19 protein-coding genes are annotated in these 24,844 nt (G+C 49.0%); 15 read left to right on the forward strand and 4 right to left on the reverse strand.

What is annotated here, in order from left to right; translation table 11 throughout:
* Positions 1-232: 232 nt before the first annotated feature.
* From L6442_RS14655 to L6442_RS14685, 7 genes are all read left to right on the forward strand, one after another.
* Positions 233-2,410 carry a heterodisulfide reductase-related iron-sulfur binding cluster gene (locus L6442_RS14655; RefSeq protein ID WP_212978038.1) on the forward strand — a complete coding sequence of 726 codons (2,178 nt, stop codon included), beginning with the start codon at positions 233-235 and terminating at the stop codon, positions 2,408-2,410.
* Positions 2,407-4,809: a 3-hydroxyacyl-CoA dehydrogenase/enoyl-CoA hydratase family protein gene (locus tag L6442_RS14660; protein WP_212978037.1), complete on the forward strand. Its 2,403-nt coding sequence runs from the start codon at positions 2,407-2,409 to the stop codon at positions 4,807-4,809. The genes L6442_RS14655 and L6442_RS14660 overlap by 4 nt, the downstream gene beginning before the upstream one ends.
* Before the next feature lie 23 nt (positions 4,810-4,832).
* Positions 4,833-6,017: an acetyl-CoA C-acetyltransferase gene (locus L6442_RS14665; RefSeq protein WP_194230801.1), complete on the forward strand. Its 1,185-nt coding sequence runs from the start codon at positions 4,833-4,835 to the stop codon at positions 6,015-6,017.
* Positions 6,018-6,147: 130 nt separating this feature from the next.
* The gene (locus tag L6442_RS14670; protein WP_212978036.1) at positions 6,148-7,929 is read left to right on the forward strand and encodes an acyl-CoA dehydrogenase family protein; all 1,782 of its coding nucleotides are present in this window, start codon (positions 6,148-6,150) and stop codon (positions 7,927-7,929) included.
* A gap of 23 nt (positions 7,930-7,952) precedes the next feature.
* Complete coding sequence (locus tag L6442_RS14675) at positions 7,953-9,647, forward strand: AMP-binding protein (protein WP_212978035.1); 1,695 nt, start codon at positions 7,953-7,955, stop codon at positions 9,645-9,647.
* A gap of 139 nt (positions 9,648-9,786) precedes the next feature.
* Entirely contained in the window at positions 9,787-10,218 is a 432-nt protein-coding gene (locus L6442_RS14680; protein ID WP_212978034.1) for a PaaI family thioesterase, read from the forward strand.
* A gap of 26 nt (positions 10,219-10,244) precedes the next feature.
* A complete protein-coding gene (locus L6442_RS14685) occupies positions 10,245-10,568 on the forward strand; it encodes an SCP2 sterol-binding domain-containing protein (protein WP_194230797.1) in 324 nt (107 codons plus the stop codon).
* Between the two features lie 211 nt (positions 10,569-10,779).
* Here L6442_RS14685 and L6442_RS14690 read toward each other — a convergent pair whose 3' ends face one another.
* A complete protein-coding gene (locus L6442_RS14690; RefSeq protein ID WP_212978033.1) occupies positions 10,780-11,649 on the reverse strand; it encodes an aminoglycoside 6-adenylyltransferase in 870 nt (289 codons plus the stop codon).
* Complete coding sequence (locus L6442_RS14695; protein ID WP_212978032.1) at positions 11,650-12,504, reverse strand: SDR family oxidoreductase; 855 nt, start codon at positions 12,502-12,504, stop codon at positions 11,650-11,652.
* Between the two features lie 231 nt (positions 12,505-12,735).
* On the opposite strand from L6442_RS14695, the gene L6442_RS14700 reads away from it, so the two are divergent.
* Positions 12,736-13,059, forward strand: a complete 324-nt coding sequence (locus L6442_RS14700) for a 2Fe-2S iron-sulfur cluster-binding protein (RefSeq protein ID WP_194230794.1) — start codon at positions 12,736-12,738, stop codon at positions 13,057-13,059.
* 268 nt (positions 13,060-13,327) lie between these two features.
* Here the strand turns inward: L6442_RS14700 and L6442_RS14705 are convergent, their stop codons facing one another.
* Positions 13,328-14,680: a lytic polysaccharide monooxygenase gene (locus L6442_RS14705; protein ID WP_212978031.1), complete on the reverse strand. Its 1,353-nt coding sequence runs from the start codon at positions 14,678-14,680 to the stop codon at positions 13,328-13,330.
* A 415-nt stretch (positions 14,681-15,095) separates the two neighbouring features.
* On the opposite strand from L6442_RS14705, the gene L6442_RS14710 reads away from it, so the two are divergent.
* The 7 genes from L6442_RS14710 (at position 15,096) to L6442_RS14740 (ending at position 24,453) form a co-directional block, all read left to right on the forward strand.
* Entirely contained in the window at positions 15,096-16,343 is a 1,248-nt protein-coding gene (locus L6442_RS14710; protein ID WP_212978030.1) for an MFS transporter, read from the forward strand.
* 291 nt (positions 16,344-16,634) lie between these two features.
* On the forward strand, positions 16,635-17,357 hold the full coding sequence (locus L6442_RS14715; protein WP_194230792.1) for a YebC/PmpR family DNA-binding transcriptional regulator: 723 nt from the start codon (positions 16,635-16,637) through the stop codon (positions 17,355-17,357).
* A gap of 189 nt (positions 17,358-17,546) precedes the next feature.
* Positions 17,547-18,587: a LacI family DNA-binding transcriptional regulator gene (locus tag L6442_RS14720; protein WP_212978029.1), complete on the forward strand. Its 1,041-nt coding sequence runs from the start codon at positions 17,547-17,549 to the stop codon at positions 18,585-18,587.
* An 857-nt stretch (positions 18,588-19,444) separates the two neighbouring features.
* A complete protein-coding gene (locus L6442_RS14725; RefSeq protein ID WP_373871800.1) occupies positions 19,445-20,398 on the forward strand; it encodes an ABC transporter permease in 954 nt (317 codons plus the stop codon).
* 12 nt (positions 20,399-20,410) lie between these two features.
* On the forward strand, positions 20,411-21,295 hold the full coding sequence (locus L6442_RS14730) for a carbohydrate ABC transporter permease (RefSeq protein WP_212978028.1): 885 nt from the start codon (positions 20,411-20,413) through the stop codon (positions 21,293-21,295).
* A gap of 48 nt (positions 21,296-21,343) precedes the next feature.
* Positions 21,344-22,966, forward strand: coding sequence for an extracellular solute-binding protein (locus L6442_RS14735; protein ID WP_212978027.1), 1,623 nt, complete (start codon positions 21,344-21,346; stop codon positions 22,964-22,966).
* 212 nt (positions 22,967-23,178) lie between these two features.
* The gene (locus L6442_RS14740; protein ID WP_212978026.1) at positions 23,179-24,453 is read left to right on the forward strand and encodes a Gfo/Idh/MocA family protein; all 1,275 of its coding nucleotides are present in this window, start codon (positions 23,179-23,181) and stop codon (positions 24,451-24,453) included.
* Positions 24,454-24,529: 76 nt separating this feature from the next.
* Here the strand turns inward: L6442_RS14740 and L6442_RS14745 are convergent, their stop codons facing one another.
* On the reverse strand, positions 24,530-24,841 hold the full coding sequence (locus L6442_RS14745) for a hypothetical protein (RefSeq protein ID WP_237100319.1): 312 nt from the start codon (positions 24,839-24,841) through the stop codon (positions 24,530-24,532).
* Positions 24,842-24,844: the final 3 nt, after the last annotated feature.

Below are 24,844 nucleotides of genomic sequence, written 5' to 3' on the forward strand. Positions count from 1 at the left end.
CCCAGTGTTAGAATTCAGATAACTGAATGAATACTCATTCATTTTTTTCTTAATCTTATGGTAAACGATGACAGTTGTCAATGATTCAGACAAGATTTATTGCGATGATTTTGTAAACGTCTTGAGCAGGTTGATATTGATCGCGTTTATCTTTATAAGCAATACTTGTAATCGCTTACTATTCTAATAGAGGGATTAATTTACTTTTATATTAAGAAAGGATGGATCGAGGATGGTGTGGCAGATCATCAACTTACTTTTATTTTTAGCTGCGGCAGGTTACGGCATCTATCTCTTTTACAAGGCCGTATACCACCGGATCCTGTATGTCAGGCTCGGAAAGCCGGCCGACTTCCGCAAGCAGCGCGAGGGAAGATGGGCTGAATTTCTTTCGCAAGTCTTCGGGCAGAAGAAACTCTTTAAGGATATGAAAAGCGGCATCATGCACTTTGCGATTTTTTACGGTTTTATTATTTTGCAATTCGGGGCGCTGGATTTAATCGTTAAAGGGCTGACAAACGGCGGCCATCTTCCGCTCCCGGCATATGATGTATTCGGCTTTTTGCAGGAGCTGACCGTCCTCCTTATCTTGGTTGCCATCGGTTATGCGGCATACCGCCGGTACGGCGAGAAGCTCGCAAGACTGAAAAGAGGCTGGAAGCCAAGCATGGTACTTTTCCTTATTTTCTTCATCATGCTATCGGTTGTGCTGTCGCTCGGCTTCGAAAGAGTTTGGCTGGGACAAGAGGCCTCGGGCCTGGCACCGATTTCTTCGCTGATTGCGGCCATATTCGGCGGTATATCCGCCACAGCGGCCCAAGTTTTATTCTACGTGGTCTGGTGGGCGCATTTGCTCATCTTACTCGCCTTTCTTGTATATATACCACAGTCCAAACATTTTCATTTAATTACGGCTCCGGTCAATATCTACCTGGGGCGCTCCGAACCGGTCGGCAAGCTTAGCAAACTGGATTTGGAGGATGAAGAAGCGGAGTCCTTCGGCGTCGGTCGAATTGAGGACTTTACCCAAAAGCAAATGATAGATTTTTACGCCTGCGTTGAATGCGGGCGCTGCACCAACGTATGTCCGGCTTCGAATACCGGTAAAGTGCTTTCCCCAATGCATTTGATCGTCAAGCTGCGGGATCATTTAACGGAAAAAGGTACCGCCGTTACCGGCAAATCGCCTTTTGTGCCCGAATTTGCTTTTGAATCAGGGGGCGCCCATTCGTTAACCCCATCCGGCTGCGAACTGAACTGGAACAGCGGTGAAATAACGGATATCCGCCCGACGCTCTCCTGGCAAAAATCCACCTGGTCCCAACAGGCGAAAAATCCGCTGGAACTGAATCTAATCGGCGATGTTATGACCGAAGAAGAAATTTGGTCTTGTACGACATGCCGCAATTGCGAAGACCAATGCCCGGTTGGCAATGAGCATGTGGATAAAATCATTGATTTGCGCAGACATCTGGTGCTGATGGAGGGCAGCGTTCCGGTCGAAGGCCAGCGCGCCCTGCAAAATATCGAAAGACAAAGTAATCCATGGGGCATAAGCCGGGGAGACCGCGCCAATTGGAGCGGGGAAGTGGAAGGGATCAAGGTGCCGACCGTCAAGGATAATCCCGGTTTTGAATATTTGTTTTTTGTCGGTTCTATGGGCTCTTACGATCTCCGCAGCCGTAAAATCTCCCGTGCTTTTGCCAGATTACTGAATGAAGCGGGGATCAATTACGCCATTCTGGGCAACGAGGAGAAAAATTCAGGCGATACGCCGCGCCGGATGGGCAATGAAATGCTGTTTCAGCAGCTTTGCATGGAGAACATCGAGATTTTCGAGAAATACGGCGTACAAAAAATCGTAACCGCGTGTCCTCACACTTTTAATACATTCAAAAACGAATATCCGGAGTTTGGCCTCGAAGGAGTGGAAGTCATTCACCATTCGCAGCTTCTGGACCAATTGATCCGCGAGGGCAAGCTAATGCCCAAACATGAAGTCAAGGAACGCGTCACCTATCATGACTCCTGTTATCTCGGCCGCTACAACAACGTTTATGATCAGCCGCGCAATGTGCTTAGAGCCATCCCTGGGGTGGAGCTGGTCGAAATGAAACGCACCCGGGAAAACGCCATGTGCTGCGGCGCCGGCGGCGGCATGATGTGGATGGAGGAGACCTCCGGCAAACGCGTCAATCTGGCGCGCACGGAGCAGGCTCTTGAAGTGAATCCAAGCATGATCAGCAGCGCCTGTCCTTACTGCCTGACGATGATGGAGGACGGAACGAAAATGAAGGAAGTCGAAGACCGTGTGAAAGCGAAGGATATCGCGGAAATATTGGAGTTTTCCGTATTCGGCGATCAACCCGCTCACAATAAAGGATTAGAAATGGAGGCAAGCGCAAAATGAACAAAACCATTCGCAAAGCGGCCGTGATCGGCTCCGGAATTATGGGTTCCGGTATCGCGGCACATCTGGCCAACGTCGGAATTTCATGCTTACTGCTGGATGTGGTGCCTAAGCAGCTGACGGAAGAAGAAGCGGTAAAAGGCTTGACTCTTGAAAACCCGGCCGTAAGAAACAGACTGGCGCTATCTGCGATTGCGAAGCTGGCCAAAACGAAACCGGCCCCCCTTTATGACAACTCGTTTGCAAGCCGCATCACGGCAGGGAATCTGGAAGACGATCTGTCTAAGTTGGCCCAAGTGGACTGGATCATTGAAGTCGTCGTCGAAAATCTGGAAGTCAAGAAAGGACTGTTGCAAAAAATCGAAAGCGTCTGGACGCCGGGAACGATCGTCAGCTCCAATACATCCGGGATTTCGATCAACGACATGGCAGCTTCATGCGGCGACGAGTTCAAAGAGCATTTTATGGGCACGCACTTCTTTAACCCGCCGCGATATATGAAGTTGCTTGAAATCATCCCTGGTGAGCATACCCGGCCGGAGCTTGTATCCTTTATGAAAGGCTTCTGCGAAAAGGTGCTTGGTAAAGGCGTTGTACTGGCCAAGGACACGCCAAACTTTATCGGCAACCGAATCGGAACCTATGGATTGTTGGTCACGCTCAAGGAAATGACGGAAAACGGATTTACCGTCGAGGAAGTCGATGCGGTTACCGGCCCTGCCATGGGGCGCCCGAAGAGCGCAACCTTCCGCACGTTGGATCTGGTGGGGCTGGATACATTCGTGCATGTGGCGGATAACGTCTACAATCACGTGTTGAGCGAATCCGAAAGGTCGATATTTGCGGTTCCCCCTATGCTCCAAACCATGGTTGAGAAAGGTTGGCTTGGCGAGAAGTCCGGTCAAGGATTTTATGTCAAGAAAAAAGTTTCGGGCGGCAGCGAAATACTCTCGCTTGATCTGACATCAATGGAATATGTACCGCAGAAGAAACCGAAGTCGGCTTCACTGGAAGCTGCCAAGCTGGCCAAAGGGGCGAAGGAAAAAACCAAGGCATTGCTTGCAGCCAATGACCGTTATTCCAAATTGGCGTGGGACATTCTAAAGCAGGTGCTCGTTTATTCGGCGGAAAAGGTCGGCGAAATTGCGGATTCAATTCAAGAAATCGATGATGCCATGAAGTGGGGCTTTTCTTGGGAGCTCGGGCCGTTTGAGGCTTGGGATGCGATCGGGCTTCAGCGTTCAGTCGAACGGATGGAGGCGGAAGGTTTGTCCGTGCCGGCATGGGTCAAGGAATGGATCGCGGCCGGAAACAGCTCTTTCTATAAGAAAGAAGAAGGAAAGCTGTATTCCATTCAGATCGGCACATCGCAGTATAAAGAAGTGGAATTTGCGCCCGAAGTCATCAATCTGCGCAGCCTGAAAGAAAGAAATAAAGTCATCAAGGGCAATAGCGGTGCAAGCCTGATCGATCTGGGCGATGATGTAGCATGCCTGGAATTCCATTCGCCAAACAATGCGATCGGCGAAGACATCCTGAGCATGATTACTCAGAGTTTGGATGAAGTCAGAAAAAATTATAAGGGTATGGTTATTGCCAACCAGGGACGTAATTTTTGCGTCGGAGCCAATATCATGCTCCTGCTTATGGAAGCCCAGGATGAAGAGTGGGATGAAATCAACGGCATCATTCATCAATTCCAAAACACGATGTATAAGGTGAAACGCTTTGAAAAACCGGTCGTAGCCGCTCCTCACCGGATGTGCCTCGGCGGCGGGGTGGAAGCCTGCATGCCTGCCGATCAGGTAGTGGCTTCCGCGGAAACCTATTACGGCTTGGTCGAAGTCGGGGTAGGGTTGATTCCTGCGGGCGGTGGCTGCAAAGAGCTGGCGCTTCGCGCAAGTCAGCAGGCGATCGTGGACGGCGTTGAACTGCAGCCGTTCATCAATCACGCATTCCAAACGGTTGGTACGGCTACCGTATCCAGCAGCGGTTATGACGCGAAAAGACTTGGATATCTTCGGCCTACCGACCGGGTGGTGGCTAATCAGGACTTTTCCATCCATGAAGCCAAACAGACGGTGCTGGGGTTTGCAAATACGGACTACAAGCCGATTCCAGAAGAAAAAATCCGCGTCGCCGGTTCCGAAGGCAAAGCGGTGCTGCAGCTTGGAGCCATTGAAATGAAGCGCGGCGGATATATCACTGATCATGACCTGCTCATAGCCAAAAAATTGGCGCATGTGCTCGCCGGCGGCGATGTCCCTGCCGGATCGCTTGTGACCGAGCAGTATATGCTCGATCTGGAACGCGAGGCATTCCTCAGTCTTTGCGGCGAACCGAAAACGCAGCAGCGGATGCACTATATGCTAACTAAAGGCAAGGCACTCCGAAACTAACATCCCAGGGAGGGTGAAATCGAATGAGAGAAGCAGTAATCGTATCCATGGCCCGTACCGCCATCGGAAAAGCCAAAAAAGGCAGTTTGGCGCAAACCAGGGCGGATGATCTCGGGAAAGCCGTATTAGAAGCGGTCATTGAGCGTGCTCCGGGTCTGCGCAAAGAAGATGTGGAGGATATCATCATCGGCTGCGCCATGCCGGAAGGGGAACAGGGGCTCAACTTTGCCCGCATTATGTCGCTGTATGCCGGTTTCCCGGTGACGGTTCCGGCGTTGACCATCAACCGCTTTTGTTCATCCGGATTGCAGTCTATCGCCTTTGCCGCAGAGCGGGTGATGCTCGGCCAAGCGGATGTGCTGATTGCCGGCGGCGTGGAAAGCATGAGCCATGTGCCGATGACCGGATTCAAAATTTCTCCGAACCCCAATATCGTGGCCGAAATGCCTGAAGTGTATATCGGAATGGGGCATACGGCGGAGGAAGTTGCGGAGCGTTTCGGGATTTCCCGCGAGGATCAGGATCGGTTTGCGGCACGTTCCCATGAGAAGGCGGCCAAGGCGATTGCGGAAGGAAAATTCAAAGATGAAATCATCCCCGTTCAGGTTGAACTGAAAAGCGTGAACGAGAAAGGAAAAATTCTTGCCAAATCCATTACATTCGATACCGATGAAGGCGTTCGCGCGGATACAACGGTTGATATTCTAGGCAAGCTAAAACCTTCGTTTAAACTGAATGGTACCGTAACCGCGGGCAATGCTTCGCAAACAAGCGACGGTGCGGCAGCCGTGGTCGTCATGAGCCGGGAAAAAGCGGAGGAGCTCGGCCTGAAGCCGCTGGCTACCTTCCGTTCCTTTGCACTCAGCGGCGTGGAACCGGAAATCATGGGCGTCGGGCCGGTAAAGGCGATCCCAAAGGCACTGAAAATGGCAGGGATAACGCAAGATGACGTGAAGCTTTTTGAAATCAATGAGGCATTTGCTTCCCAATGTGTTCATATCATTCGGGAGCTGGGTCTAGATGAAGAAAAGGTTAACGTCAACGGCGGCGCAATTGCGCTTGGACACCCGCTCGGCTGTACGGGAACCAAGCTGACCGCAACGCTCATTAACGAACTTCGCCGTCAAGGCGGGGGGCATGGAGTGGTATCCATGTGTATCGGAGGCGGCATGGGAGCAGCAGGCGTTTTTGAAGTTCATGCGGACTGACCAAGGGCGGCCATATCTATAAGCTCACGCCAGGATCAGATTGCGTGTTCATGTTGTTTTCTTGCGATATCCATGAGGAAGTATCTTTAAGAATTTAACTTTACGATATCTGAAAAAGGAGAGGTAACACATGAGTACTACAATAAACAAAGTGGTTGGCGGCAGTTTTGTAATTGAAGATACCGATTTCAGCCAGATCGTAACGCCGGAGGATTTTACCGAAGAACATCGCATGATTGCGCAGACGACAGCGGATTTCGTAGAAGGAGAAATCATCCCGCATGATGAAGAAATTGAGAAGCTGAATTATGAATTGACCGTAGAAAAAATGCGCAAAGCCGGCGAGCTTGGCCTCTTGGGAGCGGATGTACCCGAAGCTTACGGCGGGCTTGGCCTGGATAAGGTCAGTTCCACGCTGATCAATGAAAATCTGACAAAAGCCTCCGCATTTGCGCTTTCCATCGGAGCCCATGTGGGGATCGGCACGCTGCCTATCGTATATTTCGGAACGGAGGAACAGAAACAGAAGTATTTGCCTCTGCTTGCGACCGGCGAAAAAATCGCGGCGTATTGCCTGACGGAACCTTCCTCCGGTTCGGACGCGCTGGGCGCCAAAGCTACAGCCACATTATCGGATGACGGCGAATATTATATTTTGAACGGAACGAAGCAGTTCATCACAAATGGCGGTTTCGCGGACGTGTTTATCGTATACGCCAAAGTGGACGGCAAAGATTTCAGCACCTTTATCGTCGAACGTACGATGGAAGGCGTGAGCACCGGTCCGGAAGAGAAGAAGATGGGCATCAAAGGCTCCTCGACCTGCCAACTGATCTTGGAGGATGTGAAGGTTCCCGTCGAAAATCTGCTTTGGGAAGTTGGCAAAGGGCATCTGATCGCGTTTAACATCCTGAATATCGGACGCTTTAAACTGGCTGCAGGCTGCGTGGGCGCATCCAAAGACACGATTGCTCTCGCCGCCGAATACGCCAACGAACGTACGCAGTTCGGACGCAAAATCTCATCTTTCCCGCTGATTGGCAAAAAACTTGCCGACATGAACACGAAAGCGTATGTGCTCGAAAGTATGGTTTACCGCACGGCCGGACTTTTCGATGTAGGTTTGTCCGAAGTGGATCACAGCAGCCCGCAGGTGGGATATCAATCCGCCAAAGCGATTGCCGAATACCAGCTTGAATGCTCCATCAATAAGGTGTTCGGTTCCGAAGTGCTGGATTTTATCGTGGATGAAGGCGTACAGATCCATGGCGGCTACGGTTTTACTCAGGAATACCGGGTGGAACGCAATTACCGCGATTCCCGCATCAATCGCATTTTCGAAGGCACGAACGAAATTAACCGCCTGCTTATTCCGGGAGCTTTGGTCAAAAAAGCGATGAAAGGCGAACTGCCGCTTCTGCAAAAAGCGATGGCGCTGCAGAATGAGCTGATGGAGCCGATTCCGAACCAGCTGTTCGAAGGCACGCTTGAACAGGAAGCCCATCTCTTGAAAATGTCGAAAAAGATCTTCCTGATGTGCGGTGCCGGGGCCGTTCAGAAATACCAAATGAAGCTCGAAGAGCAGCAGGAAATTTTGAGCGATCTGGCCGACATGATGATTTCCGTATTTGCGATGGAAAGCGCGCTGCTGCGCACGCAAAAATTAATCGACCGCTCCGGCGAAGACAAAGCGAAACTTGCCATTCAAATGACGACGGTGTTTATGCATGAGGAATTCGTAAAAATCGAAAATTGGGCCAAGGAAGTGCTGGCGGCCATGGAATCGGGAGATACCCTCCGGACGCAGCTGTCAGTCTTGAAGAAACTTGCCCGTAAACCGCCGATCGATACGCTTGGCATCAAACGCGAAATTGCTGCGAAGGTAATCGACTCGGAAGCATACGTTTTGTAATTTTGTGAGATGGGGTGGCCTGGATGCCGAATAATCCATGGTTAGAACATTATCCTGAGGAGGTCCCGCACAGTTACGATTATCCGAAGCAAAACTTGGCAAAGTTCTTGATCGATTCCGCTGCTTCATATCCGGAACATATTGCCCTTGAGTTTCTCGGGAAAAGCATCACCTATTCCAGTTTGCTTCAATCGGTTTACCGCTTTGCGAACGCCCTGCATCGTCTGGGCGTTCGCAAAGGAGACCGGGTCGCCATCATGCTGCCGAATTGTCCGCAAGGAGTGATTGCCTATTATGGCACACTCCTTATTGGCGGTATTGTGGTTATGACCAACCCGCTTTATGTCCCGCGTGAAATCGAGCATCAGCTGACAGACTCAGGCGCGAAAATCATCGTGACGATGGACGCGCTGGTGGAACGGGTCAATAAGGCGATGGAGCGTCATCCGATGCAGCATATCATTGTGACTTCCATAAAGGATTACCTCCCTTTTCCGAAAAATATGCTTTATCCCATTAAAGCCAAGAAAGACGGCATGTTCGTTAAAATCGAATATAACGAGCGGATATTGTCATTTGTCCAATTTCTCAAAGACTCTGCCGATACACCGCTTGAGGTTCCCGTTGATCCCGAAAATGATTTGGCACTGATTCAATATACTGGCGGAACGACCGGGTTTGCCAAAGGCGTCATGCTGACGCATATGAACTTGGTGTCCAACACCATCCAATCCCATCTTTGGTTCTATCAATCTCAAAAAGGCGTAGAAAAGTATCTCGGCGCACTGCCGTTTTTTCATGTATTTGGTCTGACCGTACTCTTAAATAAAGCGATGTTTACCGCAGGTACGTTGATTCTGATTCCGCGTTTCCAGATTGACGACGTACTCAAGACGATCGATAAGAAAAAACCGACTTTATTTCCGGGTGCTCCTACCATGTATATCGCAGTCATTCATCATCCGGAGGTCAGCCGCTTCGATCTGTCCTCTATCAAAGTCTGTATCAGCGGTGCGGCTCCGCTTCCTGTAGAAGTTCAGGAGCGTTTCGAGAAAATAACGGGCGGAAAGCTGATTGAGGGGTACGGATTAACGGAGGCTTCACCGGTAACGCATGCCAATAACATTTGGGGCAAACGCAAAACAGGCTCCATTGGCATTCCGTTTCCGGATACGCTTGCCAAGGTCGTTCATCCAGAGACGGGTGAAGAGATGCCTCTGGGCGAAATCGGCGAACTAGTCGTTAAAGGACCACAGGTGATGAAGGGGTATTGGAACCGTCCGGAGGAGACGGAGCGGGTGCTGCGTGACGGCTGGCTGCTCACAGGCGACCTGGCGTGCATGGATGATGAAGGTTTCTTTTATATTCTGGACCGTCGCAAGGACCTGATCATTGCCGGTGGCTACAACATTTATCCGCGTGAGGTCGAAGAAGTGCTCTTTGAGCATCCCGATGTCGAAGAGGCGGTCGTCGCCGGGATCAGCGATCCTTACCGGGGCGAAAATGTAAAGGCTTACATCGTACTGCGTAAAGGCTCGACGACGACGGAGCAAGAACTCAAAAGCTGGTGCAAGGATCGCTTGGCTGTCTACAAGGTGCCCAAGATTTATGAATTCCGTGAATCTTTGCCTAAAACTTTGGTAGGCAAGGTACTCCGGCGCAAGTTGATTGAGGAGGAAAATGAAAAGCTCGTAAACCAATCCAGGGTGGATCTGTAAAGAAAATAGACTGTGTTATTGAAGCTTTTCCTTCTAATGGAAGGATTAAATCGTTGGAGGCGTATACTCTCTTCAAAGGGGGAGCGGCGATTACCAAATTGTGAACGAGCGGATGCGTTAAACGAAGGAGGTATAGCAGATGGAAATCACGTCCGGCAGCAGCTTTCCTGATCTGAAACGTCTAGAACAGGCTGCAAAAGATACATTTTGGGATTATATCGGCTGCGAAATCGTTGAAGTCAATGAAAAGGAAGTTGTCGTCGGATTCGACATTCGGCCGCATCACTTGAATCCAATCGGGATTTTGCACGGCGGTATGCATGCTTCGGCTATTGATTCCGCGATGGGGATTATCGTGATGCTGGCCCGGCCGAATACAAGCGCGGTCACGGTTGGGTTAAACATGAATTATGTGGCTCCGGTGACGGCAGGGCGAGTACTTGTAACAGCGGAATTGATTCACAGCTCCCGCAAGCTGATCACCACGCAGGCTTATGCCCGCAAGGAAAACGGGGATTTATTGGCGTTTGGCACTGGGACCTTCCGGGTGCTGGATAAAATGAGCTCATAATGTTCGTTGAATTAAAGGAGGAAACGATGACCATTAAAGAAGAACTGGAGCAGCTTGCGGAGCGGATGAATGCAGCTCCGGGGCCGATCGAATCCCTTCATGCCGTATACCGGTTTAATCTGGGAAACAGCGGCACATATGAGGTTATTTTCGAGAACGGTCGCGCGGCCGTTTTCAATGAAGCGACCGGTCAAGCTGACTGCACGTTGACACTATCAGAGAAAAACTTCTATAAGCTGCTCGAAGACGACTTGAATACGACCATGGCATTTATGACGGGATCGCTGAAGGTGGACGGCAAGCTGGGGCTGGCGCTCAAGCTGCAGGATATACTGAAGCAGTACAAATAAATCAGCATTCTTACAATCGGAAAAAGCCCGATTTCTTAGAAGGATATCTAAGAAGTCGGGCTTGCTTTTTTGGAGTTTAAAACCAACAGGCTTCAAGGAACGTTTATAAGTAGTAATTGCGGTTATGGGGCATTGGATTCCGCGTTTTGATCAGGAAACAATAATTAATAACATTAAATATTAATGATATTATTCATGTGCAATCCCATGCCTAAAAGATCTCTGCCGCATCGGACGGAAGGGAGCGCACCTGTTCCAAATAAGCCGAAACACGCTGATCATCACGAGCCGGATACTCGAATCCGAGGCGTTCCGCAACGAATAAAGAGCTGCTTCGAAACAGCTTGCACATCGCAAACAAGGATATCCATGCTTCTTCGCAGCTTCCTCCCGGATACGTGGAAAGCAGTTCCTTCCAGCTTGGCTCCGCCATATACTTTTGAAGGTATTTGCCGTTTTTGCCGGTGCTTACCGCAAAATCCGTTTGAATGCCCACCTGCCATTCCAGCATTTTGACGAGCATTTGTCTGATGATATGCAAATGATCGAGCGCATACAGGATTTCGTTTCTCCACAGCCCTTTGGCTACGTACGTAGAAACCCACCAGAATTCATTGCAGCAGTCGGCAAAAAAAGCGGCAGAAGGGCGCTGAACCCAATAATCCTCATCGGTTGGCGGCGCGATTTCGGGTAAGCTTCGGTCCTTGTCGAGGAGAATAAGGGTTAGTTTATCCGCGCGGCAGCAGCTTTCTTTTTCATCAATAGGAACCAATGTCAGATCGATCCGGTTGCCGTCCGCAAACAGCATCAAGTATGCAAAATGTCCGTTGTTTGCAGGCGGGAACAGTTCCATATCTTCCGGTGTTTGCATGATGATTCTTTCCCCGAAAGCATCTACCCACTGCGGATCATGAAGAAACGAATCTGTTTCCGTTACGAGATAGACGATATCGTAATCCTGGAATGGATCTTTGGGCGCATTCGGATTGGTACGCGATCCGTTCATGATCACTGCGCGAATCCGTTCATCTTGTTTGGCAATATTCAAAATCAAATCCATCATTTCCTGGTATGTTCTCATTTACTTTCCTTTCCGGGTCATTTGGGCGAGGGTGTCCCATTGTTCAGAGGTCACTTGGCGCAGATCGTTGAATTGTCCCGCGCCTTGAAGCCATTCGCCGCCATCAATCGTCACCACTTCGCCATTAATGTATGCTGCATAATCGGAGACTAGGAAGGCTGCAAGATTAGTCAATTCTTCTGGATTCCCAACCCTCTTCAGAGGGATGCGGTCCAACATACGGGACTCCAGCTCCGGAGTGGGGGTCAGCCGCGACCAAGCGCCTTCTGTCGGAAAAGGCCCCGGGGCAATGGCAACCTGACGTATGCCGTATGGAGCCCATTCGACCGCTAGCGAGCGGGTGAGGGCCAGAACGCCGGCTTTGGCTGCAGCGGAAGGTACGACATACCCAGATCCGCTGGAGGCATAGGTGGTCACGATATTCAGCATGGTACCGGGCCGTTGTTGCTCAATCCAGCGCTTTCCTACTTCAAGCGTAGCATAAAAGGTGCCATGCAGCACGATGCCTAGGACAGCGTCTACGGCACGGGTCGACAGTCTTTCGGTTGGACTGATAAAGTTGCCTGCCGCATTGTTGACGAGGATATCCAAGCCGCCAAAATGGGATTCCACCGCATCGATAAGATCACTGATTTGTAATGGATCGCGGACATCGCAAGGCTTGAAATACACGCTGTAACCGTTTGCAGAAAATTCGGCGGATGTTTGCTGCAATACCTCTTCACGCCGTCCGGTAATGGCCAGCTTGGCACCAAGCTGTAAAAATCTCTCTCCCATGGCACGGCCCAATCCGGTCCCGCCCCCGGTAATCAATACAACCTTGTCTTTTAGCAAATCCTTCGAAAATGGCTCCATCTACAGTCCTCCCCTTAATTGAAACTGGAAATAAATAGAATGTCCTGTCTTAACTATAATCCAATTGGAAACGGGTGTATAGCATTGTATCGTTTATCACCCAAAAACAACTCTTTTCAAACCGGACGCTTGAAGTATGAATCATCTTTAGTCCATAATGAAATTGAAATCATTGCTGGTCGAGCTTTGCGATGATATGCAAAGAATCGACCGAAAAAAAGGAGGGAGATCATGCCAACGGTTTTTGTAGAGGGGCGGGATCCGATTCAGGTGGAAGAAGGAACGAAGCTGGTGCTTGCACTGGAGGATCATGGAGTCGACATCTTGCACCGCTGCGGCGGAAACGCAAGATGCACTACCTGCCGTATTGAGCTTCTGGAAGGCGATGCCGGGCCGATGGAGGCGCCGGAAGCTGAAATTTTGGAGAAAAAGGGGATAACTGAACCCAATGTCCGCTTGTCCTGCCAGATCCGGGTACATAGCGACCTCAAGGTAAAGCCGGTGATGACCGTATCCGAAACGGGGATGGATGCGGGGAAAAGACCGGAAGAATAATTCACCCAAAAGAAAAGCGGCAGCCGCTCCATCACGGAGAGGACTGCCGCTTTGAACATGGTTTCAGCGAAACGGAAGAGGAGGGTAAGAGGTTTCGCTGACCTGAAAAGATGGCCAGGGGACGTTGTTAACGTCATATCGGCCGACGGGGGGAAGTAATAAAAGCGACCGGATTGCTGGTCATATATTTCCTTCTCATGTCATAATCTATCAATATAGAAGCATTGGACTGATAGTTTTGAAACGGTCTGAGACGAAAGAGAATTGTTTATTTCAAAAGCCAGAGCGCAGGAACGTTCGATGGCTCCCAACCAACGATGGACGTATGCGCCTGGCGGCATTCGTAAATTGCACCATTGTAAGATACAAGGGTACCTACTGTATATGAAACATTAGGTGCCCACGGAGCGGCTGCCGGACCGTCTGCGGTAGTCGCTGTTACTGCGTTGCTGTTTGGCGATTCATTGCCTGCGGCATCAAAGGCCCGAACGGTAAATGTATAGGACGTTTTAGCAGTCAGTCCGGTAACGGTATAACTGAGCGTCGTTCCGGATACAGTGCCTGCAAGCGTTGTTCCTGTGTAAATACGGTAGCCGGCAACCCCTACATTATCCGTAGATGCGTTCCAGGACAAAGAAATCGAAGAAGAGGTAGGCGTACCGTTGACTTGAAGACCGGTTGGAGCGGTTGGCGGCTCAGTGTCAGCAGGTGGAAGCGGAGAGGTAGTAAACGTCACGGCATTGCTGGCCGGCGAAGTATTGCCTGCCGCGTCTACAGCCTTCACGTTAAACGTATAAGAAGTGCTCGGCGTAAGTCCCGTGACATTATAGCTAAGCGTATTGCCGCCGGTTGTCGTCACCAGCGTGGAGCCGTTATATACTTTATATCCCGTCACCCCGACGTTATCGGTTGAAGCTCCCCAGGAGAGAGTTGCTCCGGTGCTGGTGATGTTGGAAACCGCGAGTCCTGTCGGCGCTGTTGGAGGTGTTGTATCCCCAGGCGAACCTCCGCCAAAATCCACATCAATAACATTATAGAAGGCATTACCCGTATCCGCGATTTCCCAGACTGCGAGAATCACCTGATAGCCTGTCCGGCTTGGGACTGTACACGTGTCGGAGTATGTTCCGGGAGGTTGGACGCCATTGTAGTTCACGGAGCAAAATGGCGTAAGGTCAAAGGAATCGCGCGTAAGCGGGGCATTCGGATTCCAGTTTTGTTTGGTTATATAATACTTCCAGCTGGTTGTGGCATGTCTTGCCGTCAGAGTCCAGGTGAAGGTGTTGGTACCAGGGGAGATGCTGACTTTTTTCCACCGGGTTGCAGATTGTGCGTCCAGATCGGGGAATGCGCCGTTTGCGCTTGCGATTTTACCGTCAGCGGGGCCGGCAGCAGGGAAGCCCTTGGGTGCTTCAAGACTTTGAGGCTCATACATGATAGGGCCGCAATTCGTGTTATCGCCCGTTTTACACAGATAGGCGCGGCTGCTGGGGGAATTCACATAACCGTGGGCGGATGCGCGATCGGCAATCATCAGCATCAGAGCCATCATAAACAAAAGCATGCCGCCAGCGACTAACCATTTCGTAAGCCTGTTGTTCGGTAAACGTAGCGTTGTCATCCTAATCTCCTCCAATGATTTAAATTTGGACTTCAAAGAAACGTGACGACCGGCAGAACCGACAGCATCACCTCCTTAGGGCAAAGTTTCCGGTTCGTATTCCACGGGTTCGCCGCGGTGTCCTCCCGGGATGTTCATCTATATAAACTCAAAAAAAGAGTCTATATCAAGCTGAAATAAAGCGTTTGCAAATAAGATGGAAACAAAAAACAATGAAGTCCAATTGGGGAAGGAGAATGAAAAATGAACTGCGATGAGTAGAGTGGAAAAATTCATATAATTGACATAAATAAAACTATTATTGAGATTAATAGTATGGATATTATTAAAATAAACCATATTTTGGGGTTCTACAATGATAGAAAACAACGTTTTTTTATAGAAATCGATGATTTGTCCACATGAGAGGTGAAAAATGAATAAATGGAACAAATCGGCATTGCTAATTTTCGGTATCGGATTTTCCAACTTGGGTAACTGGATTTACTTTGTGGCCATAAACCTGCTTATCATTCAAATCACGGGTTCTGCGGCAGCGGTTGCGGGGTATTTTGTTGTCAAACCGATTGCCATGCTGCTGACCAATTTATGGGCAGGAAGTGTGATCGACCGCGTAAATATCCGCAAGCTGATGATCGGCGTCGACGTCATCCGCGGGCTGCTTATTGCCGTCATACCGCTGCTGCCTTCCATTTGGATGATCTATGCGGTTACTTTTATGGTGAGCATCGCCGGATCCTTTTTTGGTCCAGCTTCGAATGTGTATATCGCCAAACTCGTTCCGGAAAGCCGCCGCCAACGCTTTAATTCCATCATGAGCATGACAAACTCGGGAGCGTTTTTGCTTGGGCCGGCCATTTCGGGACTCCTCATTAATCTGACCAATACGAGTTTCAGTATTTTTTTTAACGCAGCAAGCTTTTTTGTGTGCGCATTCTTCATCTATCTGCTCCCGAATGTACATATGGATCGGAAAGAGAGCCATGAACGGATGCGTTTCCGCATGTTGGTGGAAGATTGGAAGATCGTGCTGCGCTTTGTTAAAGCATCGACTTTTTTTACGAGCATATTTGTCCTGATGCAGGTGGCCATGTTCATCGGTTTTTCGATCGATTCTCAGGAAGCCACGTACATAAAAATGCATTTGAAGCTATCTGAAAAAGATTATGGCAATCTGCTAAGCTTGACGGGTATTGGTTCGCTTTCCGGTTCTTTTCTGGCAACGCTGCTGTCTAAAAGATTATCTTATCGTCTTTTTATCACTGCGGGACTTCTGGTTACCAGCCTTTGCTATTTGTGGTTTTATGCTTCTTGGAGTTTCTTTTCGGCTACGGCTGCGTTCATGCTGCTGGGATTTTCGATGTCTTTTGCAAGCTCGGGTTATGCAACCTTCTTTCAAAAACATGTACCTGCCGATATCATGGGCCGATTCGGAAGTTTGGCCGATATGTCGCAAAGCATCATTACCATTGTGCTGACGCTTCTGGTGGGATTTTTGTCAGAGCTTTTCTCGGTTCAAATGGTCTGCATCATTGCTGCGGGAATTGCTGCGGTAGTGTGCGGAGTATTGATTGTCAAATCCTTCTCTGCCGCCGGCAGCCGTTTTTTTCTCTTGAAAGGGGAACGTTTGCAGGTTAAAAACGGGGCTGACATAGGCGCTTAAAATGCATTGCCCTGTTTCACATAAGCTTAAGTTGAGTCAAATGCAGCTCGATCATGGTCCGCTTTTTCTATGAAAATATAAGATGACTTTGGGCAGACTGATTCGCCGGCGTCGATGTTCATTTTGTGACATGCTTTGGTGAAAACTTGTTCATCCGCTGATTTCAAGCTATAATATACCAGTGTATTCAGGCGCGATCAGGAAAATAATAGACCAATTTGGGCAGCCATTTTCTTGATTTGCCTTATAAGACCGATGTCAAGAATCAATAGTGAAAGAGAGCGGAAAAGTATGGGTCGTAAGTGGAATAATATCAAAGAAAAGAAAGCTTCGAAAGACGCAAATACAAGCCGTATATATGCCAAATTTGGCCGTGAGATTTATGTGGTTGCCAAACAGGGCGAACCCGATCCGGAATCGAACCGCGCACTGAAGGTTGTTCTGGAACGCGCGAAAACATACAATGTGCCGAAAGCCATTATTGACCGCGCATTGGAAAAGGCGAGAGGCAATTCAGACGAAATATATGACGAACTCCGTTATGAAGGTTTTGGTCCCAACGGATCGATGGTTATCGTAGACGCACTCACGAATAACGTTAACCGTACAGCATCCGAAGTCCGTGCGGCATTTAATAAGAACGGCGGAAATCTTGGCGTCAGCGGTTCCGTTGCTTATATGTTTGACCAAACCGCCGTCATCGGCATTGAAGGCAAAACGGCTGACGAAGTGCTTGAACTGATGATGGAAGCGGACGTTGATGTGCGCGATATCATCGAGGAAGACGAAGCCGTTATCGTATACGCCGAACCGGATCAGTTCCAGGCGGTTCAAGACGCTTTCAAGGCTGCAGGCATTACGGAATTTACTATCGCCGAACTGACGATGCTTGCGCAAACTCATTTGACGCTGCCGGCGGATGTCCTGCCGCAGTTCGAGAAAATGATCGATGTGCTTGAAGATCTGGAAGACGTTCAGCATGTATATCATAACGTCGAATTCGACGAGGAATAAAATACGAATCGAATCAAGGCCTGTTCCGGTTATCGGAGCGGGCCTTTTCCAGCTTTATAGGGTTATTTCAGCAATCAAGAAATCATCCGGTTTTCAAGAAAAACGCATGTAAAATATATACATATTATGATATGATCAGGCGGAGATCATTTTTTGGCGCCAAACAATCCAAGAGAGGAGAGTGACCACTTGGCGAAACTGAAGGATATCGCAGAGCGGGTTGGCGTGTCCATATCGACCGTCTCCCGAGCGTTCAGCAATGATACAAGCCGTCCGGTAAATGAGGAAACGAAGCGGAAAATCAGGGAAGTCGCGCGTGAACTCGGCTACCGAATTCAAGAGGAAGTTCAAGCGGAGTCCGGTACCGCCCACAAGCATATCGCCTGCGTCATACCACAGCAGTTGATCGAAAACCACCCGTATTTCAGCGAGGTTCTTGCCGGATTTCACGATCGCATGAATGAACTCGGCCATCCTCCGGCCATTGTCCGGACCTTGGATGAAGTGAGCGGTTCCGACGGAATCCAGAGTTTGATTCGGGAGTCGGGAATACAGGGGGTTGTCATTATTAGCTGGTATGATCCCAAACTGATCGAGCGGCTAGAAGAGGAGGGCATTGCCATCTTGGGGGTCAGTTTGAACGATGAAAGACTGACCGTGCCTATCGTAGACTGCGACCGCATTTTTTCCGCAAGGATGGCTGTCCGCCATTTGATTGGACAAGGCCATCGCCGGATCGGTTTTATCGGGGGACCTGCATACTCCCGGAAGATGGACGATGACGAACGGTTTGTCGGGTACAAATTCGCCATGATGGAAGCTGGTTTGAGTTTGCCCGAGGGCTGGATCGTCAATACGAACTGGGACGTGGATCTTAGCTACAGCTTGCTGACGGGACTACTTTCCAACCATCCTAAAAATGAATGGCCTACGGCCTTCTTTTGCGCCAGCGATATGCTTGCCATTCCGGCTATGCGGGCCGTTGTCGAGCAAGACGGACGGATCCCACAGGATATCGCATTTGTCGGCATGGACGATATCTCATTTGCGCAATATACGAATCCTCCGCTATCTTCGATACATGTGCCCAAATACGAAATTGGAAGGGTAGCCGCGCAGTTCATGATCGATTATTTGGATGGGGATTATCCGGCGCTGCCAAAAATTCTGCTGCCATGCCGATTGATTATCCGCGAGTCTTCAAGCTGTATACGTACAGAAAATTATTAGAAGAAGATTCACGAATTTTATTAAAGGTCATCCATCTTTTACGTAATTGTTTTTGAAAAAAGAACAAGCCTGATCATCCAAGATGATATCAGGTTTTTTTGCTGTTTCGGACATGCATCTTGACGAATTCTATCCAAAACAGTCCAAAAATAATGTTTGACAATCCAAATAACTCTATATTATGATGAGAAAAATTAAATGATTTTGGCGCATACATCCAAAGTTTTTTGGATAATAAGGGGATCGCCCTATTTTTTTTAATGATATTTGGTTGCGCTTACAAAACAAATTCTTTTCATAAATATCGAGATCTACGGCTCTTTTTGCCATTGTTAACATTCTGGTTTACTCCATCTCTAAATTCCACAATCCCATCATGAGTTATCCGACGAACTAACCAAATTTCATTATCCAAAAACATCCAAAAAATTTCTATATAAATTGAACAAAAGAAACAGATAAGGACAGGCAAAAGGGGGAAATGATTCTGGAGAAGCGGAGCGTTCGCCTTTGTGAGTAGATTTCTACCATAGATCAGGTTAAATCATAGAAATCTGGGAGCAACAGCGATCGAAAGAACATTTCACCCGGCTGCCTTCTTCCGTTCATAATCATTGGTTCAACTTATATAGAAACTTTTTACACCAACGTCCAGTTCCAATTATCGCTGTTTGATTCCTTTATATAGATTGGTTCCATGTCTTTCGGGACAAAGATTGCAGTTTTGCTTTATTGATCTACTGCGTTATTGCATTAATGCTTGAAGGAGGTCTGATAACCGAGCCCAGCTTTTTCAGATGGTAAAAATGAAGCTGCTTGCATGTTCAAAATCAGGGAGGGGATCACACGTGGCCGAGATTAAAGGATCTACGCTTGCCGGAACACTACCGGAAACAAAGCGGGAATCCAAACGAAAATGGAGCCGCATTGCGCGAAACTGGCAGTTGTATTTGCTCATATTGCCTGTTGTTGCCTATTACATCCTGTTTCACTATGTGCCGATGTACGGCATCCAAATCGCATTTAAGGATTTTATCGCCACCAAAGGGATTACAGGCAGCCCATGGGTGGGCACCGAGCACTTTGAACGATTTTTCCACAGTTATTTCTTTTGGCGGTTGATCAAAAATACGCTGGGACTCGGTCTCTACAGCCTTGCAGTAGGATTCCCGATCCCGATCATTCTGGCGCTGCTGATGAATGAGGCCAAATCGGCCAAATTCAAAAAATTCGTTCAAACCGTCACTTATGCGCCGCATTTTCTGTCAACGGTCGTCGTGGTCGGCATGATGATGATTTTCTTATCGCCGCGTTACGGGATGGTCAATCATTTGATCACGATGTTTGGGGGCCATCCGATCAACTTTATGGCGGAACCCGGCTGGTTTAAATCGCTGTATGTATTTTCCGATGTATGGCAGACGATGGGATGGAGTTCGATTATTTATCTGGCCGCCCTGGCCGGGATAGACAATCAGCTGCATGAAGCGGCCCGCGTGGACGGAGCCGGAAGATTGCGGCGGATCTGGCATATTAACCTGCCCGGTATCCGGCCGACGATTATTATCCTGCTTATTTTGAATATCGGCAGCATCATGGGCATCGGTTTCGAGAAAGTGCTCCTGATGCAAAACAACCTGAACATGGAAACCTCGGACATCATCTCAACCTATGTATACCGCGCGGGGATCCAAGGAGCCGAATACAGCTTTTCCGCCGCCATTGGATTGTTTAATTCCGTCATTAACTTTATCTTGTTGATCTCTGTCAACTGGGTTACAAAACGCATGAGCGACACAAGTCTATGGTGAGGAGGAAATGGAATGCTTTTGGAATCCCGGGGCGACCGCGTTTTTAATGCCTTGATTTATCTCATTCTCGGATTGGTTACCATCATTGTGTTATATCCGCTCGTATTTGTGTTCAGCGCATCCATTAGCGATCCGCAGACGGTTCTGCGCGGGGAGATGCTGCTGTGGCCGAAAGGAATCAACCTGAATTCCTATGCCAAAATTTTTCAAAACAAAGATATTCTATCCGGTTTTTCCAACACGCTGCTGTATACTTCCGTCGGTACGCTGATTAACCTGGGCATGACCATCATAGCGGCGTATCCGCTGTCGCGGAAGGATTTTGTGGGAAGAAACTGGTTTATGGGGCTTTTTGTGTTCACGATGTTTTTTGGGGGCGGCTTGATCCCGACGTATCTGTTGATTAAAGACCTTGGGATGCTGAACTCGTTTTGGGTCATGATTATTCCGAATGCGGTGTCGATTTGGAACATTATCATTATGCGCACCTTTTTTCAGCAGTCCATTCCTTACGAACTGCAGGAGGCGGCGACGATCGACGGCTGCTCCAACATTCAAATTTTGAACCGCATCATTTTGCCTCTGTCGATGCCGATTATCGCGGTGATGATTCTGTTTTATGCCGTCGGCCACTGGAATGCGTTCTTCAACGCGCTTTTGTATCTCTCGGATAAGGATAAGTTCCCGCTCCAACTGATCCTGCGCGAAATTCTGATTCAGGGGCAAACCAGCGACATGGTCAAAATGTCCACCGAATCGGCGATCAAGCAGCAGCGCGAGGTGGAGGGAATTAAATACGCGGTGCTTGTTGTGGCCAATATTCCGGTGCTGATTTTGTATCCTTTCCTGCAAAGATATTTTGTCAAAGGCGTAATGATTGGTGCCATCAAAGGGTAAGCCCCTTGAATGGATAAAAGATGATGAGTCAAAGGGAGGAAGCGAAAGATGAAGGGAAGCAAAAGGGGGAAAATGCTGCTGGCCTGCTTGGTTTCCATGACTGTTCTGGCAGGATGCGGCTCTGGCAAGTCAGATGATGCGGGAGGAGGCAAGGCGAAGGATGCGGAGCAAGCCAAGATCAACGCAAACGGTTTTCCGATTGTGAATGACAACATGACGGTGTCGGCTTTTGCCGCCAAATTTTTTGCCAACGCGGATTGGAATAAAATCAGGTTGTGGACCGATTACGAGAAAAAGACCAATATCCATGTGAATTGGGAAACCGTCCAGACCGAAACATTAAAAGAAAAACGGAATCTGCTGCTGGCCGGTAACGATTATCCGGAATTGTTTTATGCGTCTGCTTTCTCGCGGTCGGATCTGCTGAAATACGGAAAACAGGGAGTTTTTCTCCCGCTGAATGATTTGATTGACAAATATGCCCCTAACTTCAAGGCGCTGATGGACAAATACCCGATTATCGCCAAGGGCATCACGATGCCGGATGGCAACATTTACGGTCTACCGACCGTTTACGATCCCGAATTTAAATCCGTCTTGTACGGTACGCCTTGGGTGAAGCAGGAGTGGCTGGATAAGCTGGGGTTAAAGCAGCCGGAGTCGCTCGACGATTTTTACAATATGCTAAAAGCGTTTAAGGAAAAGGATCCGAACGGTAACGGCCAGAAGGATGAAATCGCTTGGGGAGCCGTCGGCACGACCGGTATCGTCAACTATTTGCGGGGTTCCTTCGGACTGAACAATCACGGTACTTCCAACATCAACGTCGATACGGATCCGGAAACCGGCAAGGTGCGGTTTATCCCGACTGATCCGCGATACAAGGAACTGTTGCAATTTGTCAACAAGCTTTATAAAGACGGCCTGCTGGAGCAGGACATCGTGTCGGTCAAGAGCACCGAAGTGGATTCCAAAGGGATGGAAGGACTGATCGGCGTGGTCGACAATGTCGATCCGGTGGCGATTTACAATCAAAAAGGTTATGTCGGACTGAACGTATTAAAGGGGCCGCATGGTGACCAGCAATATACCGCTTACGGTTCCCCGCTCGGCAACATCGGCATGTTCGTGCTCACGGATAAGGCAAAAAACCCTGAAGCGATGATCAGATGGATGGATTACTTCTACAGCGACGAAGGCATCAAACTTTTCTTCATGGGCTGGAAGGATGAAACCTACACCGAAGGCGCAAACGGCAGCGTCGATTATACGGATGAAATTAAAAACAACCCGAATGGCCTGAATTTGGACCAAGCGATTGGGCAATATTTGATTTGGCCTGGCGGTTATTACCCCGGTTTTGTGAAGCAGCAGTATTTCAAAGGGGCTGAAGGCCTGCCGACTTCGGTCGAAAACGCCAAGAAAGCTGAGCCTTATGCATTGAAGCAGGATCAAGTCTGGCCGCCGTTCAACTTTACGCAGGACGAACAAAGCGAATTGACCACCATTCAAACCGATATTGATACCTATGTTTTGGAAATGAGAGACAAATTCATCACGGGTAATGAATCATTCGATAACTGGGACCAATACGTTGCGGCACTGGATAAAATGGGCGTTAAACGGTATGTGGAGATCTATCAATCCGCTGCCGAGCGTTATGCCAAATAATAAGCTATGACAACAAAAAAATAGGCTAGAAATTTGAAGACAACAGCGATCGGAAGAACGATCCGTAACCGTAGCGGTCAACTCGCATAATATGTCAACCACGAGTTAAGGATTGAGCCATAAAAAACGAATCCATTTAAGCACGAGTCTCGCAATCTACCGAAGCACCCGTGTAGGGATTTCCATTCTAATGAAGGTAGGGGAGAACGAACATGAAAGAGCAAAAGGTTAAGGCTGTTTTGATCGGAGCGGGAGCTAGGGGCGGCAGTTACGCCAGATATGCCTTGGATTATCCGCATGAACTTGAAATTGTTGCCGTCGCAGAAGCCGACCCTGTGCGCCGGGCAAGATTTGCGGAAAAGCACAATATTCCGCCAGAGCGCTGCTATAAATCCTGGGAGCTGCTGCTGAAGGAACCCCGATTGGCCGAGATTGCATTCATTTGTACGCAGGATCAAATGCACTATGATCCGACCATGCAGGCTTTGCAGCAAAAATACCACGTGATGCTGGAAAAGCCGATGTCGCCGTCGCCGGCAGAGTGCATCGAAATGGAGCTGATGGCGCAGAAACAAAACCGGCAGCTCACGATCTGCCATGTGCTTCGGTATACGCCATTTTGGAGTACCCTCAAGCAAGTGATCCAGGAAGGGAAAATCGGCGAAATCGTCTCGATCCAGCTGAATGAAAATGTTGGGTATTGGCATATCGCCCACAGCTTTGTGCGCGGGAACTGGAACAACTCCGATACTTCCAGTCCGATGATTCTGGCCAAATCCTGTCATGACATGGATGTTCTCTCCTGGCTGATGGACCGGCCATGTGAAAGGGTCAGCTCATTCGGCTCCCTGAAATATTTCCATGAGGGAAATGCGCCGGCCGGGTCCGGCGATCGTTGTCTGGATTGCGCCGTGGAGCCTACTTGCGCTTATTCAGCGCCCCGTTTCTATCTGAGCGATGAATTCCGGGGCTGGGCGGGTCATTTCACGCCGGAACTGACGAAACCGAATATTATACAGGGCTTAAAGGAAACGGACTACGGACGCTGCGTATTTAGAAGCGACAATAATGTCGTCGACCATCAGGTGGTGAATATGGAGTTCGAAGGCGGAGCGACTGCGATGTTCAGCATGTGCGGATTTACGTTCGAGCAGGAACGGAGAATTCAGATCATGGGGACGCAAGGAGAGCTGCGCGGCGAAGAAGATCGGATCACGCTGTATGATTTTCTTACACATAAGAAAACGACGATTGAGATTCCTTCCCAAACCAGCGGGCATGGCGGCGGCGACAGCGGTATCGTCCGGGATTTCCTGAACCAGGTACGAGGAAGAAGCGACCGGGAAAGCTTGACTTCCGCCTCTGCTTCCGTCCGCAGCCATATGATCGCTTTTGCCGCGGAAGCTTCCCGCTTGGATCGCGGGCAGTCCATCGAATTAAATGAGTTTATGAATCAATATAGGCCGGACTCTATTCAAACAAACTAGCGGCAAATATAGCTTGAGTGAAAAAGATCTGCTCCTTCATAGGGTTCGGGGGCAGATCTTTTTGCATCGAACAGCGCTAGTCCAATACATTCATCGAAGCGATATGCTCTTTGGTTTCACCCGTTCCGAGTTCGTGCAGCAGCCGATAAATATTTTTCAGGTCCCGTTCGTATAAGTTATTGTCATTGTCATAATGCTCGGGAATGCCGGGATAGTGCATGCGGAAATAAGTCTCCATATCAAAGTGGTACATGGAATCAAATAAAGCGTGCAGCTGGCTCACCTCATCCGGGGTTGCTTCAATCTCCAGTTCATAAGCGGCGTCGCCCTGCTGTTCCATGATCGTTCTGGACTGTACGGACACGTAATATCTTTTTTTATTGTTCAAGGC

The sequence above is a fragment of the Paenibacillus azoreducens genome (assembly GCF_021654775.1).
Classification (GTDB): domain Bacteria; phylum Bacillota; class Bacilli; order Paenibacillales; family Paenibacillaceae; genus Paenibacillus_AQ; species Paenibacillus_AQ azoreducens.

What these genes read in the sequence shown, in the direction of transcription:
- L6442_RS14655 (WP_212978038.1), top strand. Translation starts at nt 233, where the DNA reads ATGGTGTGGCAGATCATCAACTTACTTTTATTTTTAGCTGCGGCAGGT.
- L6442_RS14660 (WP_212978037.1), top strand. Translation starts at nt 2,407, where the DNA reads ATGAACAAAACCATTCGCAAAGCGGCCGTGATCGGCTCCGGAATTATG.
- L6442_RS14665 (WP_194230801.1), top strand. Translation starts at nt 4,833, where the DNA reads ATGAGAGAAGCAGTAATCGTATCCATGGCCCGTACCGCCATCGGAAAA.
- L6442_RS14670 (WP_212978036.1), top strand. Translation starts at nt 6,148, where the DNA reads ATGAGTACTACAATAAACAAAGTGGTTGGCGGCAGTTTTGTAATTGAA.
- L6442_RS14675 (WP_212978035.1), top strand. Translation starts at nt 7,953, where the DNA reads ATGCCGAATAATCCATGGTTAGAACATTATCCTGAGGAGGTCCCGCAC.
- L6442_RS14680 (WP_212978034.1), top strand. Translation starts at nt 9,787, where the DNA reads ATGGAAATCACGTCCGGCAGCAGCTTTCCTGATCTGAAACGTCTAGAA.
- L6442_RS14685 (WP_194230797.1), top strand. Translation starts at nt 10,245, where the DNA reads ATGACCATTAAAGAAGAACTGGAGCAGCTTGCGGAGCGGATGAATGCA.
- L6442_RS14690 (WP_212978033.1), bottom strand. Translation starts at nt 11,649, where the DNA reads ATGAGAACATACCAGGAAATGATGGATTTGATTTTGAATATTGCCAAA.
- L6442_RS14695 (WP_212978032.1), bottom strand. Translation starts at nt 12,504, where the DNA reads ATGGAGCCATTTTCGAAGGATTTGCTAAAAGACAAGGTTGTATTGATT.
- L6442_RS14700 (WP_194230794.1), top strand. Translation starts at nt 12,736, where the DNA reads ATGCCAACGGTTTTTGTAGAGGGGCGGGATCCGATTCAGGTGGAAGAA.
- L6442_RS14705 (WP_212978031.1), bottom strand. Translation starts at nt 14,680, where the DNA reads ATGACAACGCTACGTTTACCGAACAACAGGCTTACGAAATGGTTAGTC.
- L6442_RS14710 (WP_212978030.1), top strand. Translation starts at nt 15,096, where the DNA reads ATGAATAAATGGAACAAATCGGCATTGCTAATTTTCGGTATCGGATTT.
- L6442_RS14715 (WP_194230792.1), top strand. Translation starts at nt 16,635, where the DNA reads ATGGGTCGTAAGTGGAATAATATCAAAGAAAAGAAAGCTTCGAAAGAC.
- L6442_RS14730 (WP_212978028.1), top strand. Translation starts at nt 20,411, where the DNA reads ATGCTTTTGGAATCCCGGGGCGACCGCGTTTTTAATGCCTTGATTTAT.
- L6442_RS14735 (WP_212978027.1), top strand. Translation starts at nt 21,344, where the DNA reads ATGAAGGGAAGCAAAAGGGGGAAAATGCTGCTGGCCTGCTTGGTTTCC.
- L6442_RS14740 (WP_212978026.1), top strand. Translation starts at nt 23,179, where the DNA reads ATGAAAGAGCAAAAGGTTAAGGCTGTTTTGATCGGAGCGGGAGCTAGG.